Source organism: Pseudomonas sp. Q1, assembly GCF_009935975.1.
Lineage (GTDB): Bacteria > Pseudomonadota > Gammaproteobacteria > Pseudomonadales > Pseudomonadaceae > Aquipseudomonas > Aquipseudomonas palleroniana.
On sequence record NZ_QODI01000013.1, the window covers coordinates 168,327 to 192,827 of the forward strand.

The window sequence follows — 24,501 nt, forward strand, 5'->3', positions numbered from 1 at the left end:
CCCGGCTCAGGCCGGGTTTTTTTTGCCTGCAATATATGCCTCAGGCGCTGGCTGGCACGGCAATGCACGCCGCCTGCGCAGCCGCGGCAACGCTACCGATCACCAGAATCGCCGGGCTCTTCAAGGCAAATGCCTGCGCGTCCCAATGCATGCGCGCTAGCGTGCTGCGGCATTCGCGCTGCTGGGGCAGGGAGGCATTTTCGATCATCGCCACCGGCATATCGGCGACCATGCCAGCGTTGAGCAATTGCTGACGAATCTCCTCCAGCTTCGCCACCCCCATGTACACCACCAACGTCGTCCCGCCCTCGGCCAGTGCCCGCCAGTTCAGGCTGCTGTCGTCCTGGGTATGCGCCGTGACCAGCGTTACGCCACGGCTCACACCGCGCAAGGTCAACGGGATATCGCAATTCGTCGCACCCGCCAGCCCTGCCGTGATCCCGTTGACTAGCTCCACATCGACACCGCGCTCGCGCAACCACAGCGCTTCTTCACCGCCCCGGCCAAAAATGCACGGATCGCCGCCTTTGAGCCGCACCACGCATTTTCCCTGGCGCGTATAACGCAGCATCAGGCGATGAATAAAATCCTGTGGCGTCGAACGGCAGCCGCCGCGCTTGCCGACGGTGATCACCCGCACATCCAGGCAATGCTCCAGCACCTGTGGGTTGACCAGATCATCGATCAGCACCACATCCGCCTCACGCAAGGCCCGCACCGCCTTGAGGGTCAACAGTTGCGGATCGCCAGGCCCTGCGCCCACCAGCCAGACTTTTGCGTTCATGTTCTTCTCCTCACACATTAATGGCGAATGGCTGCGGGTTGCCGGCCAAAAGACGTTTGATTTCCGGTACACAGGAACCACATTGGGTGCCGCAGCCCAGCTCGTGTTTGAGCCCTTCCAGGCCCAGGCCGCGGGCGATGCCGGCACACACCGCGCTTTCGCTGACGTTCTTGCAGTTGCACAGGGTCTTGAGGCTGGCCGCCGCACCGCCCGGCGGTGCGCTTAATGGAGCCAGCAGCCAGCGCCGCAATTGGTCATCGGCGCGACCTTCCAGCCACAGGCTTTGCAACCAGTGCCGCGCCAGGGTTTCCCCTGCCAGGCGCAGGGCGGTGATGCGGCCTTGCTCGATCTTCACGCGTTTGCCGATCGAGCGACGTGGGTCGTCATAAGCCATGACAGGGCCGTCATTGAGGCCGAGGAGTGTGTCGATACGGGTCAGCAGTGACAAGTCGGGCGCCTCGCCATGTGCGGCGCGCACCAGCAATGCCGGGCGTTCACGTCCGACCAGAGTCAAACTGACGTAGGCAAAGTCCTCGCATAGCGGGCGCAGCGCCTCAAAGTGTTGCTGCACATTGCCTTCGATCAGCGCGAACAACTGCCACGGCAGTTGCACCGCTTCCAGGCGCACCCCGCTGTGCTTCAGTTCCGGTTGTTTCGATAACGGATCAAACGCCGGCTGCGTAAGGGTGTTGACGCCACCCTTGAGAAAGCGGTCGCCCCAATGCATGGGCAGGAACGCCTGGCCCGGGCGCACGCTGTCATCGCTGCTGACCGCGACGATCACACTGCCTCGGCGGCTTTTCAGGCTGACCAGATCACCGTCCTTCAAGCGATGGCGACGTAATTCATCCGGATGCAGGCCCAACAACGCTTCGCTGACATGCCCAAACAACTGGGCCGCCGTGCCGGTGCGGCTCATGCCGTGCCACTGGTCGCGCAGGCGGCCGGTGATCAGGGTCAGCGGGAAGCGGGCGTCGCGTTGCTCCTTGGCCGCGCGGTAAGGATCAGCGATAAACTGCGCGCGCCCGCTATCGGTTGGGAACACGCCATCGCTGTACAGGCGCGTTGTTCCGGATTGTGCACCCGTCGGAAACGGCCACTGCTGCGGCCCGATCCGGTCGAGCAGGGCATGGCTGATACCCGAAAGGTCGAGATCACGATGGCGCGTCAGCCCTTTGTATTCATCAAAGATCTGTGCCGGTTGTTCGAACGCAAACAGGCTGGCCAAGCCCGGCCGCAAGCGCTTTTCCAGGCGCCGTGCGAAATCCAGCGTAATGGCCCAATCGGGTCGTGCTTCTCCCGGTGGGACGATAGCTTGGCGGACGTGGGAAATACGTCGCTCGGAGTTGGTCACGGTGCCTTCCTTTTCTCCCCAACTGGCCGCAGGCAGCAGTAGGTCGGCATAAGCGGCCGTCTCCGTGGTGCGAAAAGCTTCCTGCAGGACCACGAACGGGCAAGCGGCCAAGGCTGCGCGTACGCGGTTCTGGTCCGGCAGCGATTGTGCGGGGTTGGTACAGGCAACCCACAGCGCCTTGATCTTGCCGGCCTGGATCTGCTCGAACAGTTCGATCGCGGTCAATCCGGTTGGCTGCGGCAATGAATCAACCCCCCAATACGCGGCGACTTCGGCCCGATGCTGCGGGTTGGCCGCGTCACGATGGCCCGGCAACAGATTCGCCAGGCTGCCGGTCTCGCGGCCACCCATGGCGTTGGGTTGGCCGGTCAGGGAAAACGGGCCGCAGCCCGGCCGGCCAATGGTCCCGGTGGCCAGGTGCAGGTTGATCAAGGCGCTGTTTTTCGCACTGCCGGCGGTGGATTGATTCAGCCCCATGCACCACAACGACAGGAAACTGCTGGAGGTGCCCACCCATTGCGCACACAGGCGCAGTTGTTCAACGCTGATCCCGCACAACTGCGTGACCATCTGCGGTGTGTAGTCATGCACCAGCCGCTTCAGCGGTGCCAACCCCTCGGTATGGGCCTGGATAAAGTCGCGGTCGATCCAGTCTTCCCACAACAACAGATGCAAGATCCCATGGAATAACGCCACATCCGTACCCGGTAAAATCGCCAGGTGCAGGTCAGCCAGGTCGCAGGTGTCTGTGCGCCGTGGGTCGATCACCAGCACTTTCATCTGTGGGCGCCGCGCCTTGGCTTCTTCCAGGCGTCGGAACAGCACCGGATGCGCGTAGGCCATATTGCTGCCGACGATCATGACGCAGTCGCTGTTTTCCAGGTCCTCATAGCTGCACGGCGGTGCGTCGGCACCCAGGCTGCGTTTGTAGCCGACCACTGCCGAAGACATGCACAGCCGCGAGTTGCTATCGATGTTGTGGGTGCCCACCAGCGCCCGTGCCAGTTTGTTGAAGCTGTAGTAATCCTCGGTCAACAATTGCCCGGAAATGTAGAACGCCACGCTGTCCGGCCCGTGTTCGGCGATCGTGTCGGCGAATACGTTGGCGGCGTGTTCCAGGGCCGTGTCCCAATCGGTGCGTGCACGGGCCAGGTTTTTGCCCAGGCGCAGTTCGGGGTACAAGGCGCGGGCAGCCAGGTCACCGGTCAGGTGTAGGCTGGCCCCCTTGCTGCATAACTTGCCAAAGTTGGCCGGATGGCTCGGGTCGCCTTGCACGCCGAGGATCTGTACGCCGTCATGCTCGATCAGCACGCCGCAACCCACCCCGCAATAACAGCAGGTGGACGCGGTAACCTGGCGGTTCATCAACCTGCGTCCCGCAGGGCCAGCATCACCCGGCCGTTTTCCACGCGGGCGGGGTGATGGTGGGCGCAGCCGATATCCGGCGCCTGGGCTTCGCCGGACGCCAGGTCGATCTGCCAGTTGTGCAACGGGCAGGCCACGCGTTTGCCGTAGATCAAGCCCTGGGACAGCGGCCCGCCCTTGTGCGGGCAACGGTCGTCGAGGGCGAAGACTTCATCGTCACTGGTACGAAAAATCGCAATATCGCCTTTAGGCCCCTGGATGATGCGCGAGCCCAGGGCGTTGATTTCATCGAGGGCGCAGATATCCAGCCAGTTCATGCCGACACCTCCAGCTGTTTGACGGGGATGACCTCGAACTCCTTTTTCAACTGGGGCTGTTCCAGGCGCTCCTTCCACGGGTCCTGTTCGAACGACAGCGAAAATTGCAGGCGCTCATTCAACGCTCGGCGTCGGGCCGGGTCTTCCAGTACGGCTTTTTTGATGTGCTCCATGCCGACCCGTTGCAGGTAGTGCACGGTGCGCTCCAGGTAGAAGGCTTCTTCGCGATACAACTGCAGGAACGCGCCGTTGTACTCGCGCACTTCTTCGGCAGTTTTCAGCTTGACGAAGAACTCCGCGACTTCTGTCTTGATCCCGCCATTGCCGCCGATATACATCTCCCACCCGGAGTCGACACCGATGATGCCGACGTCCTTGATGCCCGCTTCCGAGCAATTGCGTGGGCAACCGGAGACGGCCAGCTTGACCTTGTGCGGCGACCACATATTGAACAGGTCGTGCTCCAGCTCGATGCCCAGCTGTGTGGAATTCTGCGTGCCGAAGCGGCAGAACTCGCTGCCGACGCAGGTCTTCACGGTGCGGATGGATTTGCCATAGGCGTGGCCCGAGGGCATGTCGAGGTCTTTCCACACGCCAGGCAGGTCCTGTTTCCTGATGCCGAGCAAGTCGATGCGTTGGCCGCCGGTGACCTTGACCATCGGCACGTTGTACTTGTCGGCCACGTCGGCGATACGGCGCAGCTCCGACGGATTGGTCACGCCGCCCCACATCCGGGGGACGACGGAGTAGGTGCCATCTTTCTGGATGTTGGCGTGGGCACGTTCGTTGATCAGGCGCGATTGCGGATCGTCCTTGGCCTCGCCGGGCCAGGTCGAGATCAGGTAGTAGTTCAACGCCGGCCGGCAGGTGGCGCAACCGTTGGGTGTACGCCAGTTCAGGTAGCTCATCGTGCCGGCGATGGTCAGCAGGTGCTGGTCGCGGATGGCCTGGCGGATCTGTCCGTGGTTGAGGTCGCTGCAACCGCAGATGGCTTTTTCGCTTTTGGGTTTGACGTCGGCGGCGCCACCCACGGTGTTGATCAGGATCTGTTCCACCAGCCCGGCGCAGGAACCGCAGGAGCTGGCTGCCTTGGTGTGTTTTTTGACGTCGTCGACGCTGAACAGCCCGTGTTCCTGAATCGCCTTGACGATGGTGCCCTTGCACACGCCGTTGCAGCCGCAGACCTCGGCGTTGTCGGCCATGCTCATGGCCTTGTCCTGGCCTTGATGGCCGACGTCTCCCAGCGCGTTTTCGCCAAACATCAGGTGATCGCGGATCTCGCCGATGGCGTGGTTCTCACGGATCTGCCGGAAATACCAACCACCGTCGGCGGTGTCGCCGTACAGGCAGGCGCCGACCAGGATGTCGTCCTTGATCACCAGTTTTTTGTACACGCCGCCAATCGGGTCGGAGAGGGTGATGGTCTCGGTGCCTTCGCCGCCCATGAAGTCGCCGGCGGAGAACAGGTCGATACCGGTGACTTTCAACTTGGTCGACGTGACCGAGCCTTTGTAGGTAGCAAAGCCGAGTTGGGCCAGGTGATTGGCGCAGACCTTGGCCTGTTCAAACAGCGGCGCGACCAGGCCGTAAGCGGTACCCCGATGGTTGGCGCATTCGCCGATGGCGTAGATGCGCGGGTCATAGGTTTGCAGGGTGTCGTTGACCAAAATCCCACGGTTGCAGGGGATGCCGGATTTTTCCGCGAGTTCGGTGTTGGGGCGGATGCCGGCCGCCATCACCACCAGGTCGGCCGGGATGATGTCGCCGTTCTTGAACTGCACCGAGCCGACGCGACCATTGCCGGCATCGTGCAGGGCCTGGGTCTGTTCGCACAGGCGAAACACCAGGCCACGGCTTTCCAGTTCGGTTTGCAGCAACTGGCCGCTGGTCTTGTCCAGTTGCCGCTCCAGCAGCCATTCGCCGATATGCACCACGGTCACCTGCATGCCGCGCAGCATCAGGCCGTTGGCGGCTTCCAGGCCGAGCAGGCCGCCGCCGATGACCACCGCGTGCTTGTGGGTCTTGGCGGTGTCGATCATGGCTTGGGTGTCGGCAATGTCGCGATAGCCGATCACGCCCTGCAAGGTGTTGCCGGGAATCGGCAGGATAAATGGCGTGGAACCGGTGGCGATCAGCAGGCGATCGTACTCGGCCTCGGTGCCGTCCTCGGCGATGACGATGCGTTTGACGCGATCGATCTGCACCACTTTGCGGTTGAGCAGCAGCTTGATGTCGTTGTCCAGGTACCAGCTCAGGTCGTTGAGTACGATCTCTTCGAAGGTCTGTTCACCGGCGAGCACCGGCGATAGCAGGATTCGGTTGTAATTGGGGTGTGGCTCGGCGCCGAACACGGTGATGTCGTACAGCTCGCTGCTCAGCTTGAGTAATTCTTCCAGGGTGCGAACCCCGGCCATGCCGTTGCCGATCATGACCAATTTGAGTTTTTTCATGTCGTTCTCCGCAATGGCTCGACAAATCGTGCGCAAACAAAAAAGGCGCCCCCGCCAGTGATCTAGCGAGGACGCCTTTGTCCGGTCCCGTTCTCTCGGGAAGCTCGCCCTTCAACGTTGAAGGGCGGGCTATATGTGTGTTCTTGAATCAGTTAATGCAGTGGCTGTGCCAAGTCGGCCCACCCCCGGTTTTATTGGGTTTACTGTCGATCGGCGAGGACGAATCGCCCTCTAGTGGTGCAGCAGCCAATAGCCCAGCACCAGATTGATCAGCAACGAGAGCATCGCCAGGGTTTGCCAGACTTTCAGCGGTTCACGCTCCAGCAGCGGGCGTGGCCGCACGCTCAACTCACGGCGCTCGGCCTGTTCCAGCACCAGCAACCATTCTTCGGCGGTTTCATAACGTTGTGCGGGTGAGGCCGCCACGGCTCGCTCCAGGCTGAGCGGCAGCCAGTCCGGCAGGTCAGGGCGATAGCGGCTGGCGCTGATGGCCTGGGTGAATCGGGGGCGTTGGAAGGCTTCGATCTCGCCGTAGGGATAGTGCCCCGTCAGCAGGTAATACAGGCTGACGCCAACGCTATACAAATCCTGCTGGGCGGTAGGGCGTTCGCCGTTAAACGCCTCGGGCGCGATAAAGCTTGGCGTGCCGGGCAGCAGGTGGGCGCGGTCTTCCGAGAGCCCTGGGCAGTAGGCCAAGCCGAAATCCAGCACACGCAGCTCACCATCGTCGCCCAGCAACAGGTTTTCCGGTTTGATGTCGCGGTGCAGGATCTGCCGCCGGTGCAACAGGCCCACCGCGCGCAGCAAACGCTCGGCAATGGATTGCCATTGGGCCAGGGGCAGAGGGCCCTGGCGCCGGAACAGCTCGGCCAGGGTCTGCCCCGGATATTCACGCATCACATAGTACAAATGCTGACGGCCGCCGGCCGCGTGAACTTCAGGAAAGGCGCGCCCGGCCACCCGGCGCAAAAACCATTCTTCCGACAGCAAAGCCTGGCCCGCGTCGCTGTCATCGTCGCAGTCCAGCGGCAGGGTTTTCAGTAACCACGGCTGCTGCTGGGCGTCGTGCACCCGGTACAGCAAAGACTGTCGACTTTGTGCCAGCACCCCTTCAACCTGCCAGCCTTCAAACCGTTGCCCGGCTTTCAGCAGCGGAGGCAACGGCCATTGCTGCAACTGCACCAACGCATCGCCGAGGGTGGCGCCGCCGAGTTGGTCGACACGTACCAGCAGGGCGCTGGCATTGTCCAGGCTACCGGCCAAGTGCGCGGCGTTGACCAGGGTGTTGACTGCCGTATCGAGATCGCTTTGCTCACGCAGGATGGCGCGGATGCTGTGGTCGCCCAGGGTGGCCCAGACGCCATCGCTGAGCAGCAGGAAGCATTCGCCTGCACGCAGTTCGCCGTCGAGAAAATCCAGCACCAGGTGTTGATCCAGGCCGAGGGCACGCTTGAGCACATGCTGCATGCCCGGCTGTTCCCACACGTGATCTTCGCTGATGCGCAACAATTGGTCGTCGAGCCAGCGATACACCCGGCAGTCTCCCACATGGGCCAGGGTGAAACGTTGCCCACGGAACACCAGGGCGCTGAGGGTGGTCAGTAACGGCTGGCCGCCGCCGTTGGCTTGCAGCCAGCGATTCTGGGCAAGCAGTAACCGTTCGAGCGCCTGGGCCACGCCCCAGGTTTGCGGCGTGGCGTAATAGTCCAGGGCCAGGGCCTGCAAGGTCGAGCGTGCGGCCAGGCCGCCGTCGGCACATTGGCTGACGCCATCGGCCATGGCGCATAAATAGCCTTTGCTCGCGGCCAACTCCGCCACGGGAGTGACCACCCGCAGCGCGTCCTGGTTTTCCGCCCGTGGGCCGATGGCGCTGGCCTGGGCGACGCTCAGTTGCAGGCTCATCAGACGCGCGCGGCGGTCACGGCAGCCGAGCCCCAGGTGGTTCTCCAGCGTCGTTTGACGCCGTACAGGCCGAACCAGGCCAATACGCCAAGGCTGGCGAACAACCACAGCGCCATCTGATAACTGCCGGTGCTTTGCTTGATCGCCCCCATGCCCGCCGCCAGGGCGAAACCACCGATGCCGCCGGCCATGCCGATCAGGCCGGTCATCACGCCGATCTCACGGCGAAAGCGCTGGGGCACCAGTTGGAACACCGCACCGTTACCGGCACCGAGGCCGAGCATGGTGCACACGAAAAGCGCCAATGCAGCGTAGGAACTGGGTAGGTTGAAGCCCACCGCGGCGATGCAGATCGCGGCCACGCTGTACATGCCGAGCAGGGTGCGAATCCCGCCGAAACGGTCAGCGAGGGCACCGCCCAGCGGACGCATCAGGCTGCCGCCGAATACACAGGCGGCGGTGTAGTAACCGGCGGTCACCGGGCTCAGGCCGTACTGGTCGTTGAAGTAGCCGGGCAGGGCGCTGGCCAGGCCGATAAAACCGCCGAACGTCACGCTGTAAAAGAACATGAACCACCAACTGTCACGATCGCCCAGCGCCTTGAAGTAGTCGGCCATGGCTTTGGGTTTCGGGCGTTCGGGGGCGTTGCGGGCGAGCCAGGCGAAGACGATCAGGGTCAGCACCAACGGAATCAGCGCAAAGCCGAACACGTTGCTCCAGCCGAACGCCGCCGCGAGGACCGGTGCCAGCAAGGCGGCGAACACCGTGCCTGAGTTACCTGCGCCGGCGATGCCCATGGCCTTGCCCTGGTGTTCCGCAGGGTACCATTGGGACGCCAAGGGCAGCGCCACTGCAAACGACGCACCGGCCATGCCCAGGAATACGCCCAGCAACAAGGCTTGTTCGTAGCTGTGGATCCCCAGTTTCCAGGCACCGAACAAGGCACTGATCACAATCACCTGGCCAATCAGTCCGGCGGTCTTGGGCGACAGCTTGTCGGCCAGCATGCCCATGACAAAGCGCAGCACCGCGCCCGCCAGGATCGGCGTGGCCACCACCAGGCCGCGTTGCTGGGTGGTCAGGTGCAGGTCGGCGGCGATTTGCACCGCCAGCGGGCCGAGCAGGTACCACACCATGAAACTCAGGTCGAAATACAGGAACGCGGCGAACAGGGTCGGGGTGTGCCCGGATTTCCAGAAGCTTGATTTCATCACGCACCTCAACGGTTGGGAGTCTGTAAGAAGGCCGAGTGATGGAGCTGCCGACCGTGGCCGCCCCATCCGCCCCATGTGCTGGGGCCAAAACGAAAAAACGCCGCCACCGGGTTTGCGAGGGCAAACCGGGTGGGCGACGTCTTTGTCGTGGAGGGGCAACCGCCGTTGGTTACCTGTGATGAATGCTTAGCAAGAGCTGCGCCAGTTCAGCCAAGCAACTCGCTCATGGCGATGATCTGTTCCGCCACCTGAATCAGTTTTTGCTGGCGGCTCATGGCTTGGCGGCGCATCAGGGTGTAGGCCTCTTCTTCATTACAGTGCTTCATTTTCATCAGCATGCCCTTGGCCAGTTCGATGCGCTTGCGCTCGGCCAACTGCTGGTCACGCGCCTGGAGCTGGGCGCGCAGGGCCTGGTCGCTCTCAAAACGCGCCATGGCCACATCGAGGATCGGTTGCAGGCGCTGGGCCTGGATACCTTCGACGATATAGGCGCTGACGCCGGACTTGATTGCCTGGCGCATCACACTCGGATCATGCTCGTCGGTGAACATCACGATCGGCCGTGGCTGATCGCGGCTTAACAACACCACTTGCTCCATCACATCGCGGCCGGGCGACTCGGTATCGATCAGGATCACATCCGGGCGCACCGTTTCGACGCGCGCGGGCAGGTCGATGGTCAGGCCGGACTCATCGATTACCTCGAAACCGGCCTCGGTCAGTGCGGCCTTGAGCCGGCCGACCTTGCTCGGGGTATCGTTGATCAACAGGATTCGCAACATCGGGCACCTCCTGTCAGCGCAGAGCCTGGCGGTTCGCAGGTTCGGCCATGGCGTGCAGGCGGAAGCTGCGAGCGTAAGCGGCGGGATCGGAGCCGTCCCAGACCTTGCCGTCGATCAACTGGCTGCTGCGCATGTCTTCGTTGTTCGCGTGCACGCCCACCGCCTGGGCGGCTTGGCGATACAGCTCCAGTTGTTGCACCTGGCGCGCCGTGCCGAGGTAGTCGGGATCTTCCCGCAGCAGGCCCCAGCGGCGGAATTGGGTCATGAACCACATGCCGTCGGACAGGTACGGCAGGTTCACCTCGCCCTCGGCGAAAAAGCGCAACCCGTGGGGATCTTGCCAACGGTTGCCCAGGCCATCGTCATACACACCGAGCAGGCGCGGCTCTATGCAATCGAGCGGTGCGTCGAGGTAGTCGCGGGCGCTGAGCAGCTGTGCGGTGGAGCGCCGGTTTTCCTGGCTGTTTTCGATGAAGCGGCTGGCTTCCAGGATGGCCATCACCAGCACACGCGCCGTGTTGGGGTACTGATCGACGAAAGCCTGGGTGCAGCCGAGCACTTTTTCCGGGTGGTCCGGCCAGATCGCCTGGGTCGTTGCCAAGGTAAAGCCCTGGCGCTGTTGTACCGCGCTGGCGCACCAGGGTTCGCCGACACAAAAACCATCGATTCGCCCGGCTTGCAGGTGCGCGACCATCTGCGGCGGCGGTACGACCACGCTGTCGACATCCTTAAGGGGATGAATGCCCTGGCTCGCCAGCCAGTAATACAGCCACATGGCGTGGGTGCCTGTGGGAAAGGTCTGGGCGAAGGTCAGTTTTGTTCGGCTTTGGTGCACGTGGCGTTCCAATGCCTCAGGAGTGATCACGCCTTGCTGCTGCAAACCGGGGGACAGGTTGATGCTCTGACCGTTCTGGTTGAGCCCCATCAGCACGGCCATCTCGGTAGGCGTTACGCCGCCAATGCCCAGGTGTACCGCATAGATCAGCCCGTACAGGCTGTGGGCGGCGTCCAGCTCGCCGCTGACCAGTTTGTCGCGCAGAGTGGCCCAGGATGCCTGGCGCTTGAGGTTGAGTGTGAGCCCATACGGCTGGGCAAACCCCTGAGTGGCGGCGACCACCAGGGAGGCGCAATCGGTCAAGGCCATGAAGCCCAGGTCGAGGCTGCTTTTTTCCGGAGCGTCGCTACCGTTGACCCAGGCCAGCGGATCTGAACTCTTCATCAACACCTACCTTTTTCTCTCACAAAAAAGCGCCGTTCCTACAGATGGCCGCGCAGGCCATTGCAGGGTAACGACGCCTTTGTCCGTAAGCCCGCTCCGTCATTGGTGCGCGCTCAGATACAGAGTGCATAGCAAGGCACATGCCACGGGCTGCCGTCAGTTTTTCATCAAGATTGAGCGTTGCCTGCCTTTCAGTATGGCCACCTCTTAACGCCGCACTGCCGAGGAAAACCCAAGGTGCATGCTGATTCCCCTGCAACGAGGCTCCGCCTCCGGTTGCGCAACGGGCTGTTGTGCGCGGTGCTGTTGCTGGGCTGTTTCGCGGCCTGGGCCGAGGCGTATCAGGCCAGGGATGAAAGCCTGCAGGCGCTGTTGGGCGAGCTGTCGGTGGCACTGGGCATGCCTGTGGTGACCAGCCGGGAAGCGGCTGGCAGACGGGTGAGCGGGGCGTTCGATTTCAGCGCGCCGCAACAGGCTCTGGAGGCGCTGGCCCGGCAGGAAGACTTGATCTGGCATAGCGATGGGCAAGGGCTGTACGTCTACGCTGCCGCAGAGGCGAGAAGCCTGGCGGTAGGGCTGCGTCATATTGCTGTAGACGCGATGCGTCGGGCAATGCGGCGTACGGGGTTGGATGAGTCGCGCTATCCGCTGCGTGAGAACGGGGCGCGCACGTTTTATGTGTCGGGGCCGCCGAACTATGTCGAGCAAGTGTTGCGGCTGGCCCAATTGATGGACCGGCCACGCCGAGATGTGCGCCTGGGTAAGTTCTCATTGGCAGTGGTGCAGGTGTTCAACACGCATGTGGAGGATCGCCAATACGGGGCCGGCGTCAATCCGGTGCGTTCGCCGGGGATGGCATCAATGATTCAGGCGCTGTTGTCCAGCGAACAGAAAAGATTACTGGCCGACGGGAGCCTTGCCCTGACCGCGTACCCGGATACCAACAGCCTGTTGATCAAGGGCACGCCTGCCCAGGTGCGGCTGATCGAAAAGCTGGTTGCCGAACTGGATGTCCCCAAGCGGCCGAATGAGATTTCGGTCTGGCGAGTGGGCATGGCTCAAGAAGAGCCCACGCCGGCGTCCGGGCCGCCGCCCTTGACTGCGGCGCAATATGAGCGCGTGCAGCGTGCGTTTGTCCGACCCGGGCGCGAGCCGCCTCCGTGAACCTGCGTGGCTTATCCGCTCGGCAGCGAATTGTCTTACCGGGAGTGGCCAAAAAGCGCCGTTCGAATGGGTTTTTTCCTAACGCGGGCTGTAAGACAGGTTTTTATAGTCGTGAGGTTGGCGGCGAGCCGGTACAGGAAATAAGGATTGGAATGTCAGTAGTCGGATGCAGAGGTGCGCATGCCCGTGATGATTGAGCACGCGACGCAGACCCTCGTCTTTGCTCACTGGACCCTGCACCCTGATGGCCGGTTGACAGGCGGGGAGGCGGATATTCAGTTGCCACCCAAGGAGGGGCAGGTGCTGCGATTGCTGCTGGCCTCGGCCGGCACGCTGGTGACCAAGGACCGTTTGCTGGAGCGGGTGTGGCCCCGGGGGGAAGTGGCTGAGGAGTCACTGACGCGCTGCATCTATGCCTTGCGCAAGCATTTGCGCGGCGACAAGGCGTTTATCAAGACGATCTACGGCCGAGGCTATCGTTTTACCTGTCCGGTGCAGGTTGAAGGGTCTGAGCGTGGGCGGTTGACTCACGTGTGTCCGGGTTGTGGGCAGTTGAGCCATGTATAAGCGGTGGGGCCAAGCCGTGTTGTTGAGCCTGTTGATGGGCAGCCGGACGGCGTTGGCTTATTGCTGGGAGGAGGTTGCCGGTCGCTATGACCTCGAACCGGAGTTGCTCCAGGCCATTGCTGCCGTCGAGTCGGGTTATCGTGCCGGGGCGATGAACTACGCCAACCGTAATGGCACGCGTGATATCGGCTTGATGCAGATCAACAGCATTCATTTGCCGCGCTTGCGCAAGCTGGGCATCACCGAAGAGCGGCTGCTGAATGAGCCTTGCCTGTCTGTCGAGGTCGGCGCCTCGATACTCGCCGAGTTTATCCAACGCTTCGGCTACAACTGGACGGCTGTCGGCTCATACAACGTGGGGGCGGGGGCAGGGCCCAAGCGCGATGCATTGCGCCTGCAATACGCGCAGAAGATCTGGGCGCGCTATGAGGCGTTGGTCGCCAATCGCTACTGACGATTGGGCCGCACGCCTCGCATGCGGCCTATGACCCCGGCTATAATCGCCGCCACCTTTCGCCGCCATCCGAGTCTAGCCCGCCCATGTATACCCTGGCCCGCCAGCTGTTGTTCAAACTTTCCCCGGAAACCTCCCATGATCTGTCCCTGGACTTGATCGGTGCCGGTGGCCGCCTGGGTCTCAATGGCCTGGTATGCAAGGCTGCGGCGAAAGTGCCGGTGTCGGTGATGGGGCTCGAGTTCCCTAACCCGGTCGGCTTGGCTGCGGGCCTGGACAAGAACGGCGCGGCCATCGACGGTTTTGCGCAGCTGGGTTTCGGCTTTGTCGAAATCGGCACCGTGACCCCGCGCCCGCAGCCGGGTAACCCCAAGCCACGCATCTTCCGCCTGCCGGAAGCCGAGGCGATCATCAACCGCATGGGCTTCAATAACCTGGGGGTCGATCATCTGCTGTCGCGGGTGCAGGCGGCGAAGTACAAGGGCGTCCTGGGGATCAATATCGGCAAGAACTTCGACACGCCCGTGGAGCGTGCGGTGGATGACTACCTGATCTGCCTGGACAAGGTCTACGCCCATGCCAGCTACGTCACCGTCAACGTCAGTTCGCCGAATACCCCGGGCCTGCGCAGCCTGCAGTTCGGTGACTCCCTCAAGCAATTGCTCGAAGCCTTGCGCCAACGCCAGGAAGACCTGGCGGTGCGTCATGGCAAGCGCGTGCCTTTGGCAATCAAGATTGCCCCGGACATGAGTGATGAAGAAACCGTGCTGGTGGCTCAGGCCCTGGTGGACTCGGGCATGGACGCAGTGATCGCGACCAACACGACCCTCAGCCGCGTCGGCGTTGAAGGTCTGGCGCATGGGGATGAGGCGGGTGGCCTGTCGGGTGCGCCGGTACGGGACAAGAGCACGCACATCGTCAAGGTGCTGGCGGCTGAGCTGGCCGGGCGTTTGCCGATCATTGCCGTGGGCGGTATCACCGAAGGCAAGCATGCTGCCGAGAAGATCGCGGCCGGCGCCAGCCTGGTGCAGTTGTACTCCGGTTTCATCTACAAAGGGCCGGCGCTGATTCGCGAGGCGGTGGATGCGATCGCGGCGAGCGGGCTTGCGCCGCGCTGAGTTCACCGCGCTTTTTGTAGTGAGCGGGCTCGCTCTAATGCCAGTCAGTTAAGGCTTAACGCTGTCACTGTGGGAGGGGGCTTGCTCCCGATAGCGGTGGGTCAGTCGATAAACTGCTGGCTGGCACACCGCTATCGGGAGCAAGCCCCCTCCCACAAGTTATTCATCGTCCGTTCTATCGCTTAACTGACTGGCATTAGGGCTTGCCCCGCGCGGCGGTGTGTCAGGCGGCTCAAACTTACCTGACACACCGCAGCGCGGGGCAAGCCCGCTCACTACAAGAGCAGCAATAAAAAGGGCTCCATAAGGAGCCCCTGGGCCGAAGCCCGCCGCCCGAATGGGGCGTGCGTGGTTAATTCATTACAGCTTCAAAAGTGTCGTGTCGGAGTTAAGTGCCCTGATTAGCCGACGGCGTGAAGTTCGTTGAGTCTGTGGATGCCCGCAGTGCCAGTCATACCGTCCCAGTTGTCGCCGCGTCCTTCTCGCCAGCCGTTGATCCAGGCTTGGCGTACCGACGGTAGAGTAAAAGGGCAAAGCTCACGGGATTTTCCATGAACGCCATATTGATATCCGCGTAAAAATGCTCTTTCCAACGGATCACGCTTAAGTCTTCTCATAGGGTGTTTCCCTCACTTGTTGACTGTCTTGATATCCTTCAGCCTCATCCGAGGCCGGGCAGAGTTTTCCTGCCGTTGGTGGGCTCGCTGCCGGCGTGGCGAGCCAATGTGTCGGCGTCGTTACGGCGCCAACCTGTGTTGAGTTCTAACCAATAGGTCACATGGATTCAATGATCGTTTTGTCATAAGCACGTAACGATAACGATGCTATAGCCATAAGCTGGGATGGCTTTTCGCCCCATTTATCGGGCAAAGCCAGCTATGATGTGCCTTGCGAAGCGGATAGGTTTAATCCTTTAGTGAGAATGTCCGCCCGTTGCAGTCGGTTATTATTCGACGAAGGGTCGGAATATTACTTTCTGTTACAGCCAATTGTTTATCTGCCCCGTCAATTCAAGGCCCAAAAGCCCGGCAGCCGGGGTGGAACGGCACATTCGTGCCACGCGAGCACTCTTCGAGAAAAGTGCTTGATTGAAAACCGAGCCGGCGATGCGTCGCCCGTTCACTGATTGCTGAAAAGCCTGGAATGCCCATGTCGGACCGTTTTGAACTCTTCCTCACCTGCCCCAAGGGCCTTGAAGGCCTGCTGATCGAGGAAGCCGTCGGGCTTGGCCTTGAGGACGCCCGTGAGCACACCTCGGCCGTGCGCGGCATGGCCGATATGGAAACCGCCTACCGCCTGTGCCTCTGGTCGCGCCTGGCCAACCGTGTGTTGCTGGTACTCAAGCGCTTCCCGATGAAGGACGCCGAAGACCTCTACCATGGCGTGCTGGATATCGAATGGGCTGACCACATGGTCCCGGATGGCACCCTGGCGGTGGAATTCAGTGGCCATGGTTCCGGTATCGACAACACCCACTTCGGCGCGCTGAAGGTCAAGGATGCGATCGTCGACAAACTGCGCACCCCGACCGGCGAACGCCCGTCCATCGACAAGATCAACCCGGACCTGCGTATTCACCTGCGCCTGGACCGTGGCGAGGCGATTCTGTCCCTCGACCTGTCCGGCCACAGCCTGCACCAGCGCGGTTACCGCCTGCAGCAGGGCGCCGCACCGTTGAAGGAAAACCTGGCGGCCGCGATCCTGATCCGTGCCGGCTGGCCGCGCATTGCCGCCGAGGGCGGCGCGCTGACCGACCCGATGTGCGGTGTGGGCACCTTCCTGGTGGAAGGCGCGATGATCGCTGCCGACATGGCGCCCAACCTCAATCGTGAACTGTGGGGCTTCACCACCTGGCTGGGTCACGTCCCGGCATTGTGGAAGAAACTGCATGCCGAGGCCGCTGAACGTGCCGCCGTCGGCATGAACAAAACCCCGCTGTGGATTCGGGGCTACGAGGCTGATCCTCGTCTTATCCAGCCGGCACGCAATAACATCGAACGCGCAGGCCTTAGCCATTGGATCAAGGTGTACCAGGGCGAAGTCGGCACCTTCGAGCCGCGCCCGGACCAGAACCAGAAAGGCCTGGTGATCTGCAACCCACCCTACGGTGAGCGTCTGGGTGATGAAGCCAGCCTGTTGTACCTCTACCAGAACCTCGGCGAGCGCCTGCGCCAGGCCTGCATGGGCTGGGAAGCGGCGGTGTTTACCGGCGCGCCGGACCTGGGCAAGCGCATGGGGATCCGCAGCCACAAGCAGTATTCGTTCTGGAACGGTGCCTTGCCGTGCAAATTGCTGCTGATCAAGGTCAATCCGGACCAATTCGTCACGGGCGAGCGCCGCACGCCCGAGCAGCGTCAGGCCGAACGTGAGCAAGCCGCCTACGATCAAGCCCCGGCCGAGCCGCAAGAGCGCCAGTACAACAAGAACGGTAACCCGATCAAGCCGGCCCCGGCTCCTGTGGTCGAGCAGGCACGCTTGAGTGAAGGCGGGCAGATGTTCGCCAACCGCCTGCAGAAAAACCTCAAGCTGCTGGGCAAGTGGGCCAAGCGCGAAGGCGTGGATTGCTACCGCGTGTACGACGCCGATATGCCGGAATACTCCATGGCCATCGACCTGTACCACGACTGGGTGCACGTGCAGGAATACGCCGCGCCGAAATCCATCGACCCGGAAAAAGCCTCCGCACGTATGTTCGATGCGCTGGCGGCCATTCCCCAGGCGCTGAACATCGACAAGAGCCGCGTCGTGGTCAAGCGTCGCGAGCGTCAGAGCGGCACCAAGCAGTACGAGCGTCAGAGCGCCCAGGGCAAGTTCACCGAAGTCAGCGAAGGCGGCGTGAAGTTGCTGGTCAACCTCACGGATTACCTGGACACCGGTCTGTTCCTCGACCACCGTCCGATGCGCTTGCGCATCCAGAAAGAGGCCGCCGGCAAGCGCTTCCTCAACCTGTATTGCTACACCGCCACCGCCAGTGTGCACGCGGCCAAGGGCGGCGCGCGCAGCACCACCAGCGTCGACCTGTCCAAGACCTACCTGGACTGGGCGCGTCGCAACTTCTCCCTCAACGGTTTCTCCGACAAGAACCGCCTGGAGCAGGGTGATGTGATGGCCTGGCTGGAGGCCAGCCGCGATGAGTTCGACCTGATCTTCATCGACCCGCCGACCTTTTCCAACTCCAAGCGCATGGAAGGCATCTTCGACGTGCAGCGTGACCACGTGCAGCTGCTTGACCTGGCCATGGCCCGCCTGGCACCGGGCGGCGTGCTGTACTTCTCCAACAACTTCCGCAAGTTCCAGTTGGAGGACAACCTCAGCGAACGCTATGCGGTCGAGGAAATCAGCGACAAGACCATCGACCCGGATTTCGCACGTAACGCGAAGATCCACCGGGCCTGGAAAATCACCGCGCGCTGATTGCCGCAGCGCGTTGCACCTGAAAGCCGCAAACCTGAATTTTCCAGGTTTGCGGCTTTTTTGCGCTGGTCAAATTCCGGACCGATGGCTATAACTTAATCCCTAGCCAAAGTGACACCCCCGCACGCTGGCGTTGTGAGTGTTGCCTATGCCTTTACCCGCTGCCCGCCCGAAAATCCTAGGCTTTATCAGTGAGCAGGCGTCGGCTTGGCTGGTGGCATTGGTGGTATTACTGGCAGGCTGCGCGCTGACGGCGGTTGTCGCGTGGGCGGCTGCCGACCTTTATCAGCAACAGGTGCGCCAGCGTTTCCAGTTGCTGGTCAATGAACGTTCTACACGCATTCAGGAACGTTTCGAGGACCAGGAGCAACGCCTGGGCAGCCTGCGGCGTTTCTTCATCAACTCCGCTGATGTCTCTCGCGAAGAGTTCGACGGCTTCGCCCAGCCCTTGCTGTTGCATACCCGCGCCTATGCGTGGGCGCCCCGGGTATTTCGCGAGCAACGCGCTCAGTTTGAGCAAGAGATCTCCCGACAGCGCGGCAGCCCTTTTGTGATCCGTGAACTCAATGCGGCGGGCAATTTGGCCGCGGCCCCCGAGCGCGATGAGTACGTCCCGGTGCTGTACAGCCAGACCCAGAGCCTGCTGGGCTCACCCCTGGGGTTTGACCTGCTGGCCCAGCCCCTGCGCCGATCGGTCCTTGAGCGTGCGCAAAAAAGTCGCAAGCCGGCAGTGTCCCAGCCGATGCAACTGGTGGGGGTGGAGCCCGCCTACGCAGCCGGCGTGTTGTTGGTGTCGCCGGTGAGCAAAACCCCGGACGCCGAGCCCTACGGGTTTGTGATGGCGGTGATCAGCATGCGTCAGCTGGTGGCCGAGGGTTTGCCCAAGTCGACACGCGACAACCTGGTGATGCAGATCGTCGACACCTCAGATGATCAGGAGCGCGTGCTGTATGCCTCCAGTAATTCGGTGGGCGACAGCGGCCTGGCCGCTGCGCGCCGGATCACCCTGGGCGACCATGTCTACATCCTGAGCCTGCGTGCCAGTAAGGTATTCGACCAGGCCAACCACTCTTCGATGAGCATGATCCTGACCATGGGCGTGCTGCTCAGTCTCTTGCTCAGTGCCTTGCTTTACGTACTGGTCAGCCAACGCCAGCGCGCCTTGAAACTGGTGGAGCAGCGCACCGTGCAGTTGCGCCTGCGCGAGCAAGAATTGCGCGGCGCGCATGGCCAATTGCGCAGTGTGCTGAATGCGGCGACCCAGGTCGCGATCATCGCCACCGACTTGCGTGGCGTGATCAATACCTTCAATGCCGGTGCCGAGCAAATGCTGGGGTTCAAGGCCGAACAGGTGTTGGGGCAACTGAGCCTGGACAGCCTGCACCTGCCTTCGGAACTGGAAGCCCGGGCCGTGCACTTGAGCGCGGCGTTGGGCAAACGTATCGCACCCTGCCAGGCGATGCTGGTGGAAAGCCCGGACAGCCAGCATGAAGCCCGTGAGTGGACCTTGAGGCGCGAGGACGGCAGCCACTTGACGGCCAATATGCTGCCGACGGTGTTGCTCGATGAGCACGGTCTGTGGATCGGGCACCTGGCGATCTACCGCGATGTCACTGAGCAAAAACGTGCCTACGAGGCCCTGGCGGCACGCGACCGTTTGCTGAAAAAACTCAGCGCCCATGTGCCCGGTGGAATCTTCCAGTTCACCGTGGAGCCTCAGGACCGCTGGCGCTTCATCTATGCCAGTGACGGCATGCGCGATATCTATGAAATCGAACCGGGCGTGTTGCAGCAGGATGCGAGCAGCGTTCTCGAGCGTATCCATCCGTTGGACGTGGAGCGGGTGCGCAACTCGATTCGTCTGTCGGCGTTGCAGTTGAGCCATTGGCGCGAAGAGTATCGGGTGCAACTGCCGCACCGGGGCCTGCGCTGGATTCGCGGTGAGGCCACGCCGGAAGAGTTACCGGGAGGCGGTACGTTGTGGCATGGCTATGTGTCGGATATTTCCGATCTGAAGCGGGTCGAGGAAGAGCTGCGCACGCTGTCGATTACCGACGCCCTGACGGGCATCCATAACCGGCGTTATTTCCAGGACCGCGTCAAGGCGGAGATGATCCGGCTTAACCGGACCTGCGGCGCATTGTCATTGATCATGTTCGATATCGACCATTTCAAGCGGATCAACGATCAGTACGGGCATGGCGTAGGCGACGGGGTTCTGCAGGAACTGTGCAAACGCGTTCTTCAGCGTCTGCGTCGCAGCGATGTGTTTTGCCGCCTGGGTGGTGAAGAGTTCGTGGTGTTGTGCCCCAATACCGATGGCGACCAGGCCTACAGCCTTGCGATGGCGCTGTGGGAGTCGCTGCGCTGTGCGCCGATGGAGACGGTGGGCATCGTGACCGCCAGCTTTGGTGTGGCCAACTGGCGGGTCGACGAAGGGGTTGATGGGTTGTTGCTGCGTGCGGACTCGGCGGTGTATGTGGCCAAGCAGGCGGGCAGGGACCGGGTAGAAATGTGTGGCAGGGGCGGTGCGCCGAGTCGATTGAATCGCGAATCCGGTGAGTCAGCCAAAATCTGGGGTGACTGACCGCCCGAATTCGCGAGTCTCCTGCCGGGTCAGAGCACCGGCGCTGCAGCGCTCAGTTTCGGCTGGCGATACAGGTCCAGCAATACCTGATCCAGCACCGACGAGGCGCCCCACGGCTTCGAGTCGTTGAGAATGGCCACCACGACCCAGGTATTGCCATTGTTGTCCCGGCTGAACCCGGCGATAGCGCGCACGGTGTTCAAGGTGCCGGTTTTGACATGGGCTTCGCCGCGCAGGGCCGTGGTCTTCAGGCGTTTGCGCATGGTGCCGTCAGTACCGGCAATCGGCAGTGAGCTGATGTATTCGGCCGCGTAAGGGCTTTTCCAGGCGGCTTGCAGCATGGCCGCCATCTCGCGCGCACTGACCCGTTCGGCGCGGGACAGGCCGGAGCCGTTTTCCATTACCAGGTGAGGGGCGGTGATGCCTTTCTTCGCCAGCCATTGGCGTACTACGCGTTGCGCCGCCTTGGCATCGTCGCCATCGGCATCGTTGCGAAACTGTGCTCCCAGGCTCAGGAACAACTGCTGGGCCATGGTGTTGTTACTGTATTTGTTGATGTCGCGGATGATTTCCGCCAGGTCCGGCGAGAACGCACGGGCCAGCACCTTCGCATCCTTGGGCACCGGTGCCTGGATATCGCGGCCCTGGATCGTACCGCCCAACTCCTGCCAGATCGCACGTACGGCGCCGGCGGTGTAGGTGGCGTGGTCCAACAGCGACAGGTAAGTCTGCGAACTGCAGCCATCACCCAACTGGCCACTGACCGTAACGGTCACGCTGCCATCGGCCGCAGTCGTGGGGTTGTAGCGTACGTCGCCGGTGCATTGCTTGGCGTTGTTCGCCTTGACCTGATTGTCGATGCGGATGCTCGCGATCGGTGGTTCGACCGACACGATCACCCGGCCTGAGTCGTTGCGGGTGACAAAGCGCAGGGCCTTGAGGTTGACCAGCAAGGCATCGGGCTTGACCAGGAACGGTTTGTTTTCGTCGTTGCCGTCGTCATTGAATTCCGGCAGTTGTGGCTGGTTGAAGAAACTGCGGTCCAGCACCAGGTCGCCGGTCACTTGTTGTACGCCGTTGGCACGCAGATCGCGCATCAGCAGCCAGAGTTTTTCCATGTTCAGCTTGGGGTCGCCACCCCCCTTGAGATACAGGTTGCCGCGCAACACGCCACCGCTGAGGGTGCCGTCGGTGTAGAACTCGGTCTTCCACTGATGGTTGGGGCCGAGCATTTCCAGGGCCGCATAGGTGGTGATCAGCTTCATGGTCGAGGCCGGGTTCACCGAGACGTCAGCGTTGTAGATGGTCGGCGTGCCTGGACCGTTCAACGGCAACATCACCAGAGACAGCGAGGTGTTCTGGATTTTGGCTTTCTGGAGGGCCTGCTGAACATTCGGGGGCAGGGTGTTATTGACGGGGGCAGCGGAGACGGAAAAGGCCAGTGGGAGGAAAAAACCGGCAATGAGCACTGAACGTAAAGATTTGATCATAAGGAGTAAAACCCTGCTGCTGAGGAGGGTGAAAAGGTGAGGGGTAAATAAGAAAAATCCCTCAATGGTCATGAAAGTGTCGGCATTATGCCCCAAGGTGCATGCCGTTGTAGCTGAACGATAGCGGGTAATTGGCGTTTTTTTCAGGCACGGGACCGCTCTGCCGGCGAATTCGGCTGGTGAGCGCTTTGGATATCAAGGATTGAAGGCTTTGGAAGGGCAGCCCTGCGGCGTGCGGCTTGTAGCGAGGGGTGACGCTTAAACAAACAGGGCCATCACGAAGGATGGCCCTGATGGCGATCAAGCAACAGGGTTGATCGGCTTTTCCGGGTACCACACGTCCAGCAATGGGCTGACTTCGGCTTTGGTCAGTTCATCGCGGGACTTGAGCCAGGCTTCAACCTTGGCGCGCTGCTCTTCGCTGACCGAGCCACGCTTTTGCAGGCAGACCAGACCGTAGTCGTCACCGCCGACGTAGCCCAGGCCGTTGGCTTCCATGGCTTCTTTCAGGAACGCGTCGAGAAATGCATCGATTTTATCGTCAGCCAGATTTTCCTTGAAGTCCAGGTTCAGCTCGAACCCCAATTCCTGGAACTCGTCCACACACAGTTTTTTGCGCAGACGCTGGGAGCGGTTAGTGGCCATGAAAACATTCCTCTTAATAAATATCGGTGCGCACTCTACCAGTTAATAGGCCTGACTGCCCCATTTGCGTGCTATCACCGTCTGCCGCCGGGCAGAAAACCGATGTTTGCCGGGGCGGTAAAGTCTGCCGGGGTGGGCTTGATAAACAGTGGTTTGTACCACTCGGCGGGGCTTTTTAACCGTTTATGCATGGCTTCATGGTGGTGTAATAAATCCATGCTGCCGCGATGCCATGACTGACCCTTGACGGATACCCACTTATGCCAGCTCCCTTGATTGCTGTAGAAACTTCTCCCGACTTGCCGACGGATGCTGATGTCGTGGTGATTGGCGGTGGAATCATCGGTTCCTTTACTGCTTATTACCTGGCCAAGCGCGGCATGAAGGTTGCCTTGGTTGAAAAGGGCCGCATAGGCGCCGAGCAATCGAGCCGTAACTGGGGCTGGTGCCGTCAGCAAAATCGCGATGCGCGCGAGCTGCCGATGTCTACCAAGAGCCTGGATCTGTGGGAGCAGTTCGCCGCCGAGACCGGCGAGCAAACCGGCTTTACCCGTTGTGGCCTGCTTTACCTGAGCAACGACGAAAAGGAGCTCGATACTTGGGCACGTTGGGGCGAGTTCGCCCGTTCGGTCAACGTCGAGACTTATATGCTGACGGCACAGCAAGCCGCTGACCGCGGGCGGGTGACCGGCAAACCGTGGAAAGGTGGGGTCTACTCACCCACCGACGGCATCGCCGATCCCTCCCGCGCCGCCCCGGCGGTCGCCCGCGCGATCATGGCGCTCGGCAGCACGGTGCATCAGGACTGCGCGGTACGGGGCGTGGAAACCGAAGGTGGTCGACTGTCTGCGGTGGTCACCGAAAAAGGCACTATCCGCACCCGGCTTGCCGTGCTCGCCGCAGGCGCCTGGGCTTCCTCGTTCTGCCGCCAATACGGCATTCGTTTTCCCCAGGCGACCATTCGCCAGACCGTGCTTCGCGTGTCGCCTCCAAGCCTGGAGCTGCCGAGTGCGTTGCACACTACCTATGCCTCGATGACACGCCGTTTCGATGGCAGCTACACCTTGGCGATCAGTGGGCGCGGGCGTGTCGACCCCACTCCGCAGTTGCTCAGCTTTGCACCGCAGTTCCTGCCGATGTTTCAACGCCGCTGGCGCAACCTCGCCGTGGGTGGGTTCGAGGGGGTGAGGGCGGGTCATGAAGGCTGGAAGCGCTGGCGCCTGGACGCGCCGACGCCGATGGAGAAGATGCGCATTCTGGATCCGACCCCGGACGCCTCGGCGGTCAAATTGACCTACCAACGTGGCACGCAATTGATACCGGCGCTTAAAGACTCAACGGTGACTGCCGCGTGGGCGGGGTATGTGGACAGCACGCCCGACGGCGTACCCGGCATCGGTGAAATGGCCAACCTGCCCGGGCTGATATTAGCGGCAGGGTTCAGTGGGCATGGGTTTGGTATCGGGCCGGGAGCGGGGCATCTGATCGCGGACATTGTCAGTGGCGCGCAGCCTATCGTGGACCCGACGCCTTATCATCCGGACCGGTTCAAATCATCGGCGTGGGGCAAAGTCGCGGATTTTTGAAATCATGGACATCTGAAGTGAATATCTGAAAAGGGGGGCTTGCTCCCGATGACAGAGGGTCAAGTGACCCTCTGTCATCGGGAGCAAGC

18 protein-coding genes are annotated in these 24,501 nt (G+C 61.7%); 7 read left to right on the plus strand and 11 right to left on the minus strand.

Translation table 11 applies throughout. The annotated features are described in order from the left end of the window. Positions 1-40 precede the first annotated feature (40 nt). The 8 genes from cobA to DK870_RS21265 form a co-directional block, all read right to left on the minus strand. Positions 41-784 (minus strand): uroporphyrinogen-III C-methyltransferase, encoded by a 744-nt coding sequence (gene cobA, locus DK870_RS21230; protein ID WP_161549595.1) that lies wholly within the window; start codon positions 782-784, stop codon positions 41-43. Positions 785-794: 10 nt separating this feature from the next. Further along, the gene (locus DK870_RS21235; protein WP_161549596.1) at positions 795-3,503 is read right to left on the minus strand and encodes a nitrate reductase; all 2,709 of its coding nucleotides are present in this window, start codon (positions 3,501-3,503) and stop codon (positions 795-797) included. Next, positions 3,503-3,820 carry a nitrite reductase small subunit NirD gene (gene nirD, locus DK870_RS21240; RefSeq protein ID WP_060756220.1) on the minus strand — a complete coding sequence of 106 codons (318 nt, stop codon included), beginning with the start codon at positions 3,818-3,820 and terminating at the stop codon, positions 3,503-3,505. The genes DK870_RS21235 and nirD overlap by 1 nt, the downstream gene beginning before the upstream one ends. Further along, positions 3,817-6,270 (minus strand): nitrite reductase large subunit NirB, encoded by a 2,454-nt coding sequence (gene nirB, locus DK870_RS21245; RefSeq protein WP_161549597.1) that lies wholly within the window; start codon positions 6,268-6,270, stop codon positions 3,817-3,819. Before nirB ends, nirD begins: the two co-directional genes overlap by 4 nt. A gap of 231 nt (positions 6,271-6,501) precedes the next feature. Further along, entirely contained in the window at positions 6,502-8,172 is a 1,671-nt protein-coding gene (locus DK870_RS21250) for a bifunctional protein-serine/threonine kinase/phosphatase (protein WP_161549598.1), read from the minus strand. Continuing rightward, the gene (locus DK870_RS21255; RefSeq protein WP_161549599.1) at positions 8,172-9,383 is read right to left on the minus strand and encodes a NarK/NasA family nitrate transporter; all 1,212 of its coding nucleotides are present in this window, start codon (positions 9,381-9,383) and stop codon (positions 8,172-8,174) included. The genes DK870_RS21250 and DK870_RS21255 overlap by 1 nt, the downstream gene beginning before the upstream one ends. Positions 9,384-9,592: 209 nt before the next feature. Beyond that, entirely contained in the window at positions 9,593-10,168 is a 576-nt protein-coding gene (locus DK870_RS21260) for an ANTAR domain-containing response regulator (RefSeq protein ID WP_060756216.1), read from the minus strand. Between the two features lie 13 nt (positions 10,169-10,181). After that, the gene (locus DK870_RS21265) at positions 10,182-11,387 is read right to left on the minus strand and encodes a CmpA/NrtA family ABC transporter substrate-binding protein (protein ID WP_161549600.1); all 1,206 of its coding nucleotides are present in this window, start codon (positions 11,385-11,387) and stop codon (positions 10,182-10,184) included. A 276-nt stretch (positions 11,388-11,663) separates the two neighbouring features. Here DK870_RS21265 and DK870_RS21270 point away from each other — a divergent pair, with 276 nt between their 5' ends. The 4 genes from DK870_RS21270 (at position 11,664) to DK870_RS21285 (ending at position 14,690) form a co-directional block, all read left to right on the plus strand. Further along, on the plus strand, positions 11,664-12,551 hold the full coding sequence (locus DK870_RS21270; protein WP_218580590.1) for a secretin N-terminal domain-containing protein: 888 nt from the start codon (positions 11,664-11,666) through the stop codon (positions 12,549-12,551). Positions 12,552-12,731: 180 nt separating this feature from the next. Continuing rightward, a complete protein-coding gene (locus DK870_RS21275; protein WP_090369303.1) occupies positions 12,732-13,118 on the plus strand; it encodes a winged helix-turn-helix domain-containing protein in 387 nt (128 codons plus the stop codon). Further along, positions 13,111-13,572, plus strand: a complete 462-nt coding sequence (locus DK870_RS21280) for a transglycosylase SLT domain-containing protein (protein WP_178126890.1) — start codon at positions 13,111-13,113, stop codon at positions 13,570-13,572. Before DK870_RS21275 ends, DK870_RS21280 begins: the two co-directional genes overlap by 8 nt. Before the next feature lie 86 nt (positions 13,573-13,658). Beyond that, a complete protein-coding gene (locus DK870_RS21285; protein ID WP_161549601.1) occupies positions 13,659-14,690 on the plus strand; it encodes a quinone-dependent dihydroorotate dehydrogenase in 1,032 nt (343 codons plus the stop codon). 401 nt (positions 14,691-15,091) lie between these two features. Here the strand turns inward: DK870_RS21285 and rmf are convergent, their stop codons facing one another. Next, positions 15,092-15,307 carry a ribosome modulation factor gene (gene rmf, locus DK870_RS21290; protein ID WP_002553055.1) on the minus strand — a complete coding sequence of 72 codons (216 nt, stop codon included), beginning with the start codon at positions 15,305-15,307 and terminating at the stop codon, positions 15,092-15,094. Positions 15,308-15,839: 532 nt separating this feature from the next. Between rmf and rlmKL the strand changes: the two genes are divergently transcribed. Together rlmKL and DK870_RS21300 are read left to right on the plus strand one after the other, a co-directional pair. Continuing rightward, the gene (gene rlmKL, locus DK870_RS21295) at positions 15,840-18,104 is read left to right on the plus strand and encodes a bifunctional 23S rRNA (guanine(2069)-N(7))-methyltransferase RlmK/23S rRNA (guanine(2445)-N(2))-methyltransferase RlmL (protein ID WP_090369306.1); all 2,265 of its coding nucleotides are present in this window, start codon (positions 15,840-15,842) and stop codon (positions 18,102-18,104) included. A 148-nt stretch (positions 18,105-18,252) separates the two neighbouring features. Then, the gene (locus tag DK870_RS21300) at positions 18,253-20,691 is read left to right on the plus strand and encodes a GGDEF domain-containing protein (protein WP_161549602.1); all 2,439 of its coding nucleotides are present in this window, start codon (positions 18,253-18,255) and stop codon (positions 20,689-20,691) included. Positions 20,692-20,720: 29 nt separating this feature from the next. Here the strand turns inward: DK870_RS21300 and dacB are convergent, their stop codons facing one another. Together dacB and DK870_RS21310 are read right to left on the minus strand one after the other, a co-directional pair. Next, entirely contained in the window at positions 20,721-22,181 is a 1,461-nt protein-coding gene (dacB, locus tag DK870_RS21305; RefSeq protein ID WP_104994510.1) for a D-alanyl-D-alanine carboxypeptidase/D-alanyl-D-alanine-endopeptidase, read from the minus strand. A gap of 300 nt (positions 22,182-22,481) precedes the next feature. Continuing rightward, positions 22,482-22,826 (minus strand): YggL family protein, encoded by a 345-nt coding sequence (locus DK870_RS21310; protein WP_161549603.1) that lies wholly within the window; start codon positions 22,824-22,826, stop codon positions 22,482-22,484. Between the two features lie 260 nt (positions 22,827-23,086). Here DK870_RS21310 and DK870_RS21315 point away from each other — a divergent pair, with 260 nt between their 5' ends. Continuing rightward, positions 23,087-24,412, plus strand: a complete 1,326-nt coding sequence (locus tag DK870_RS21315; protein WP_161549604.1) for an FAD-binding oxidoreductase — start codon at positions 23,087-23,089, stop codon at positions 24,410-24,412. The last annotated feature ends 89 nt before the right edge of the window (positions 24,413-24,501 follow it).

Excerpts from the sequence above, each read along its gene's own strand:
- DK870_RS21285 (WP_161549601.1), top strand. The coding sequence starts at position 13,659 with ATGTATACCCTGGCCCGCCAGCTGTTGTTCAAACTTTCCCCGGAAACC.
- nirD (WP_060756220.1), bottom strand. The coding sequence starts at position 3,820 with ATGAACTGGCTGGATATCTGCGCCCTCGATGAAATCAACGCCCTGGGC.
- DK870_RS21300 (WP_161549602.1), top strand. The coding sequence starts at position 18,253 with ATGCCTTTACCCGCTGCCCGCCCGAAAATCCTAGGCTTTATCAGTGAG.
- cobA (WP_161549595.1), bottom strand. The coding sequence starts at position 784 with ATGAACGCAAAAGTCTGGCTGGTGGGCGCAGGGCCTGGCGATCCGCAA.
- DK870_RS21260 (WP_060756216.1), bottom strand. The coding sequence starts at position 10,168 with ATGTTGCGAATCCTGTTGATCAACGATACCCCGAGCAAGGTCGGCCGG.
- DK870_RS21250 (WP_161549598.1), bottom strand. The coding sequence starts at position 8,172 with ATGAGCCTGCAACTGAGCGTCGCCCAGGCCAGCGCCATCGGCCCACGG.
- dacB (WP_104994510.1), bottom strand. The coding sequence starts at position 22,181 with ATGATCAAATCTTTACGTTCAGTGCTCATTGCCGGTTTTTTCCTCCCA.
- DK870_RS21280 (WP_178126890.1), top strand. The coding sequence starts at position 13,111 with ATGTATAAGCGGTGGGGCCAAGCCGTGTTGTTGAGCCTGTTGATGGGC.
- DK870_RS21275 (WP_090369303.1), top strand. The coding sequence starts at position 12,732 with ATGCCCGTGATGATTGAGCACGCGACGCAGACCCTCGTCTTTGCTCAC.
- nirB (WP_161549597.1), bottom strand. The coding sequence starts at position 6,270 with ATGAAAAAACTCAAATTGGTCATGATCGGCAACGGCATGGCCGGGGTT.
- DK870_RS21315 (WP_161549604.1), top strand. The coding sequence starts at position 23,087 with ATGCCAGCTCCCTTGATTGCTGTAGAAACTTCTCCCGACTTGCCGACG.
- DK870_RS21310 (WP_161549603.1), bottom strand. The coding sequence starts at position 22,826 with ATGGCCACTAACCGCTCCCAGCGTCTGCGCAAAAAACTGTGTGTGGAC.
- rmf (WP_002553055.1), bottom strand. The coding sequence starts at position 15,307 with ATGAGAAGACTTAAGCGTGATCCGTTGGAAAGAGCATTTTTACGCGGA.
- DK870_RS21235 (WP_161549596.1), bottom strand. The coding sequence starts at position 3,503 with ATGAACCGCCAGGTTACCGCGTCCACCTGCTGTTATTGCGGGGTGGGT.
- rlmKL (WP_090369306.1), top strand. The coding sequence starts at position 15,840 with ATGTCGGACCGTTTTGAACTCTTCCTCACCTGCCCCAAGGGCCTTGAA.
- DK870_RS21255 (WP_161549599.1), bottom strand. The coding sequence starts at position 9,383 with ATGAAATCAAGCTTCTGGAAATCCGGGCACACCCCGACCCTGTTCGCC.
- DK870_RS21265 (WP_161549600.1), bottom strand. The coding sequence starts at position 11,387 with ATGAAGAGTTCAGATCCGCTGGCCTGGGTCAACGGTAGCGACGCTCCG.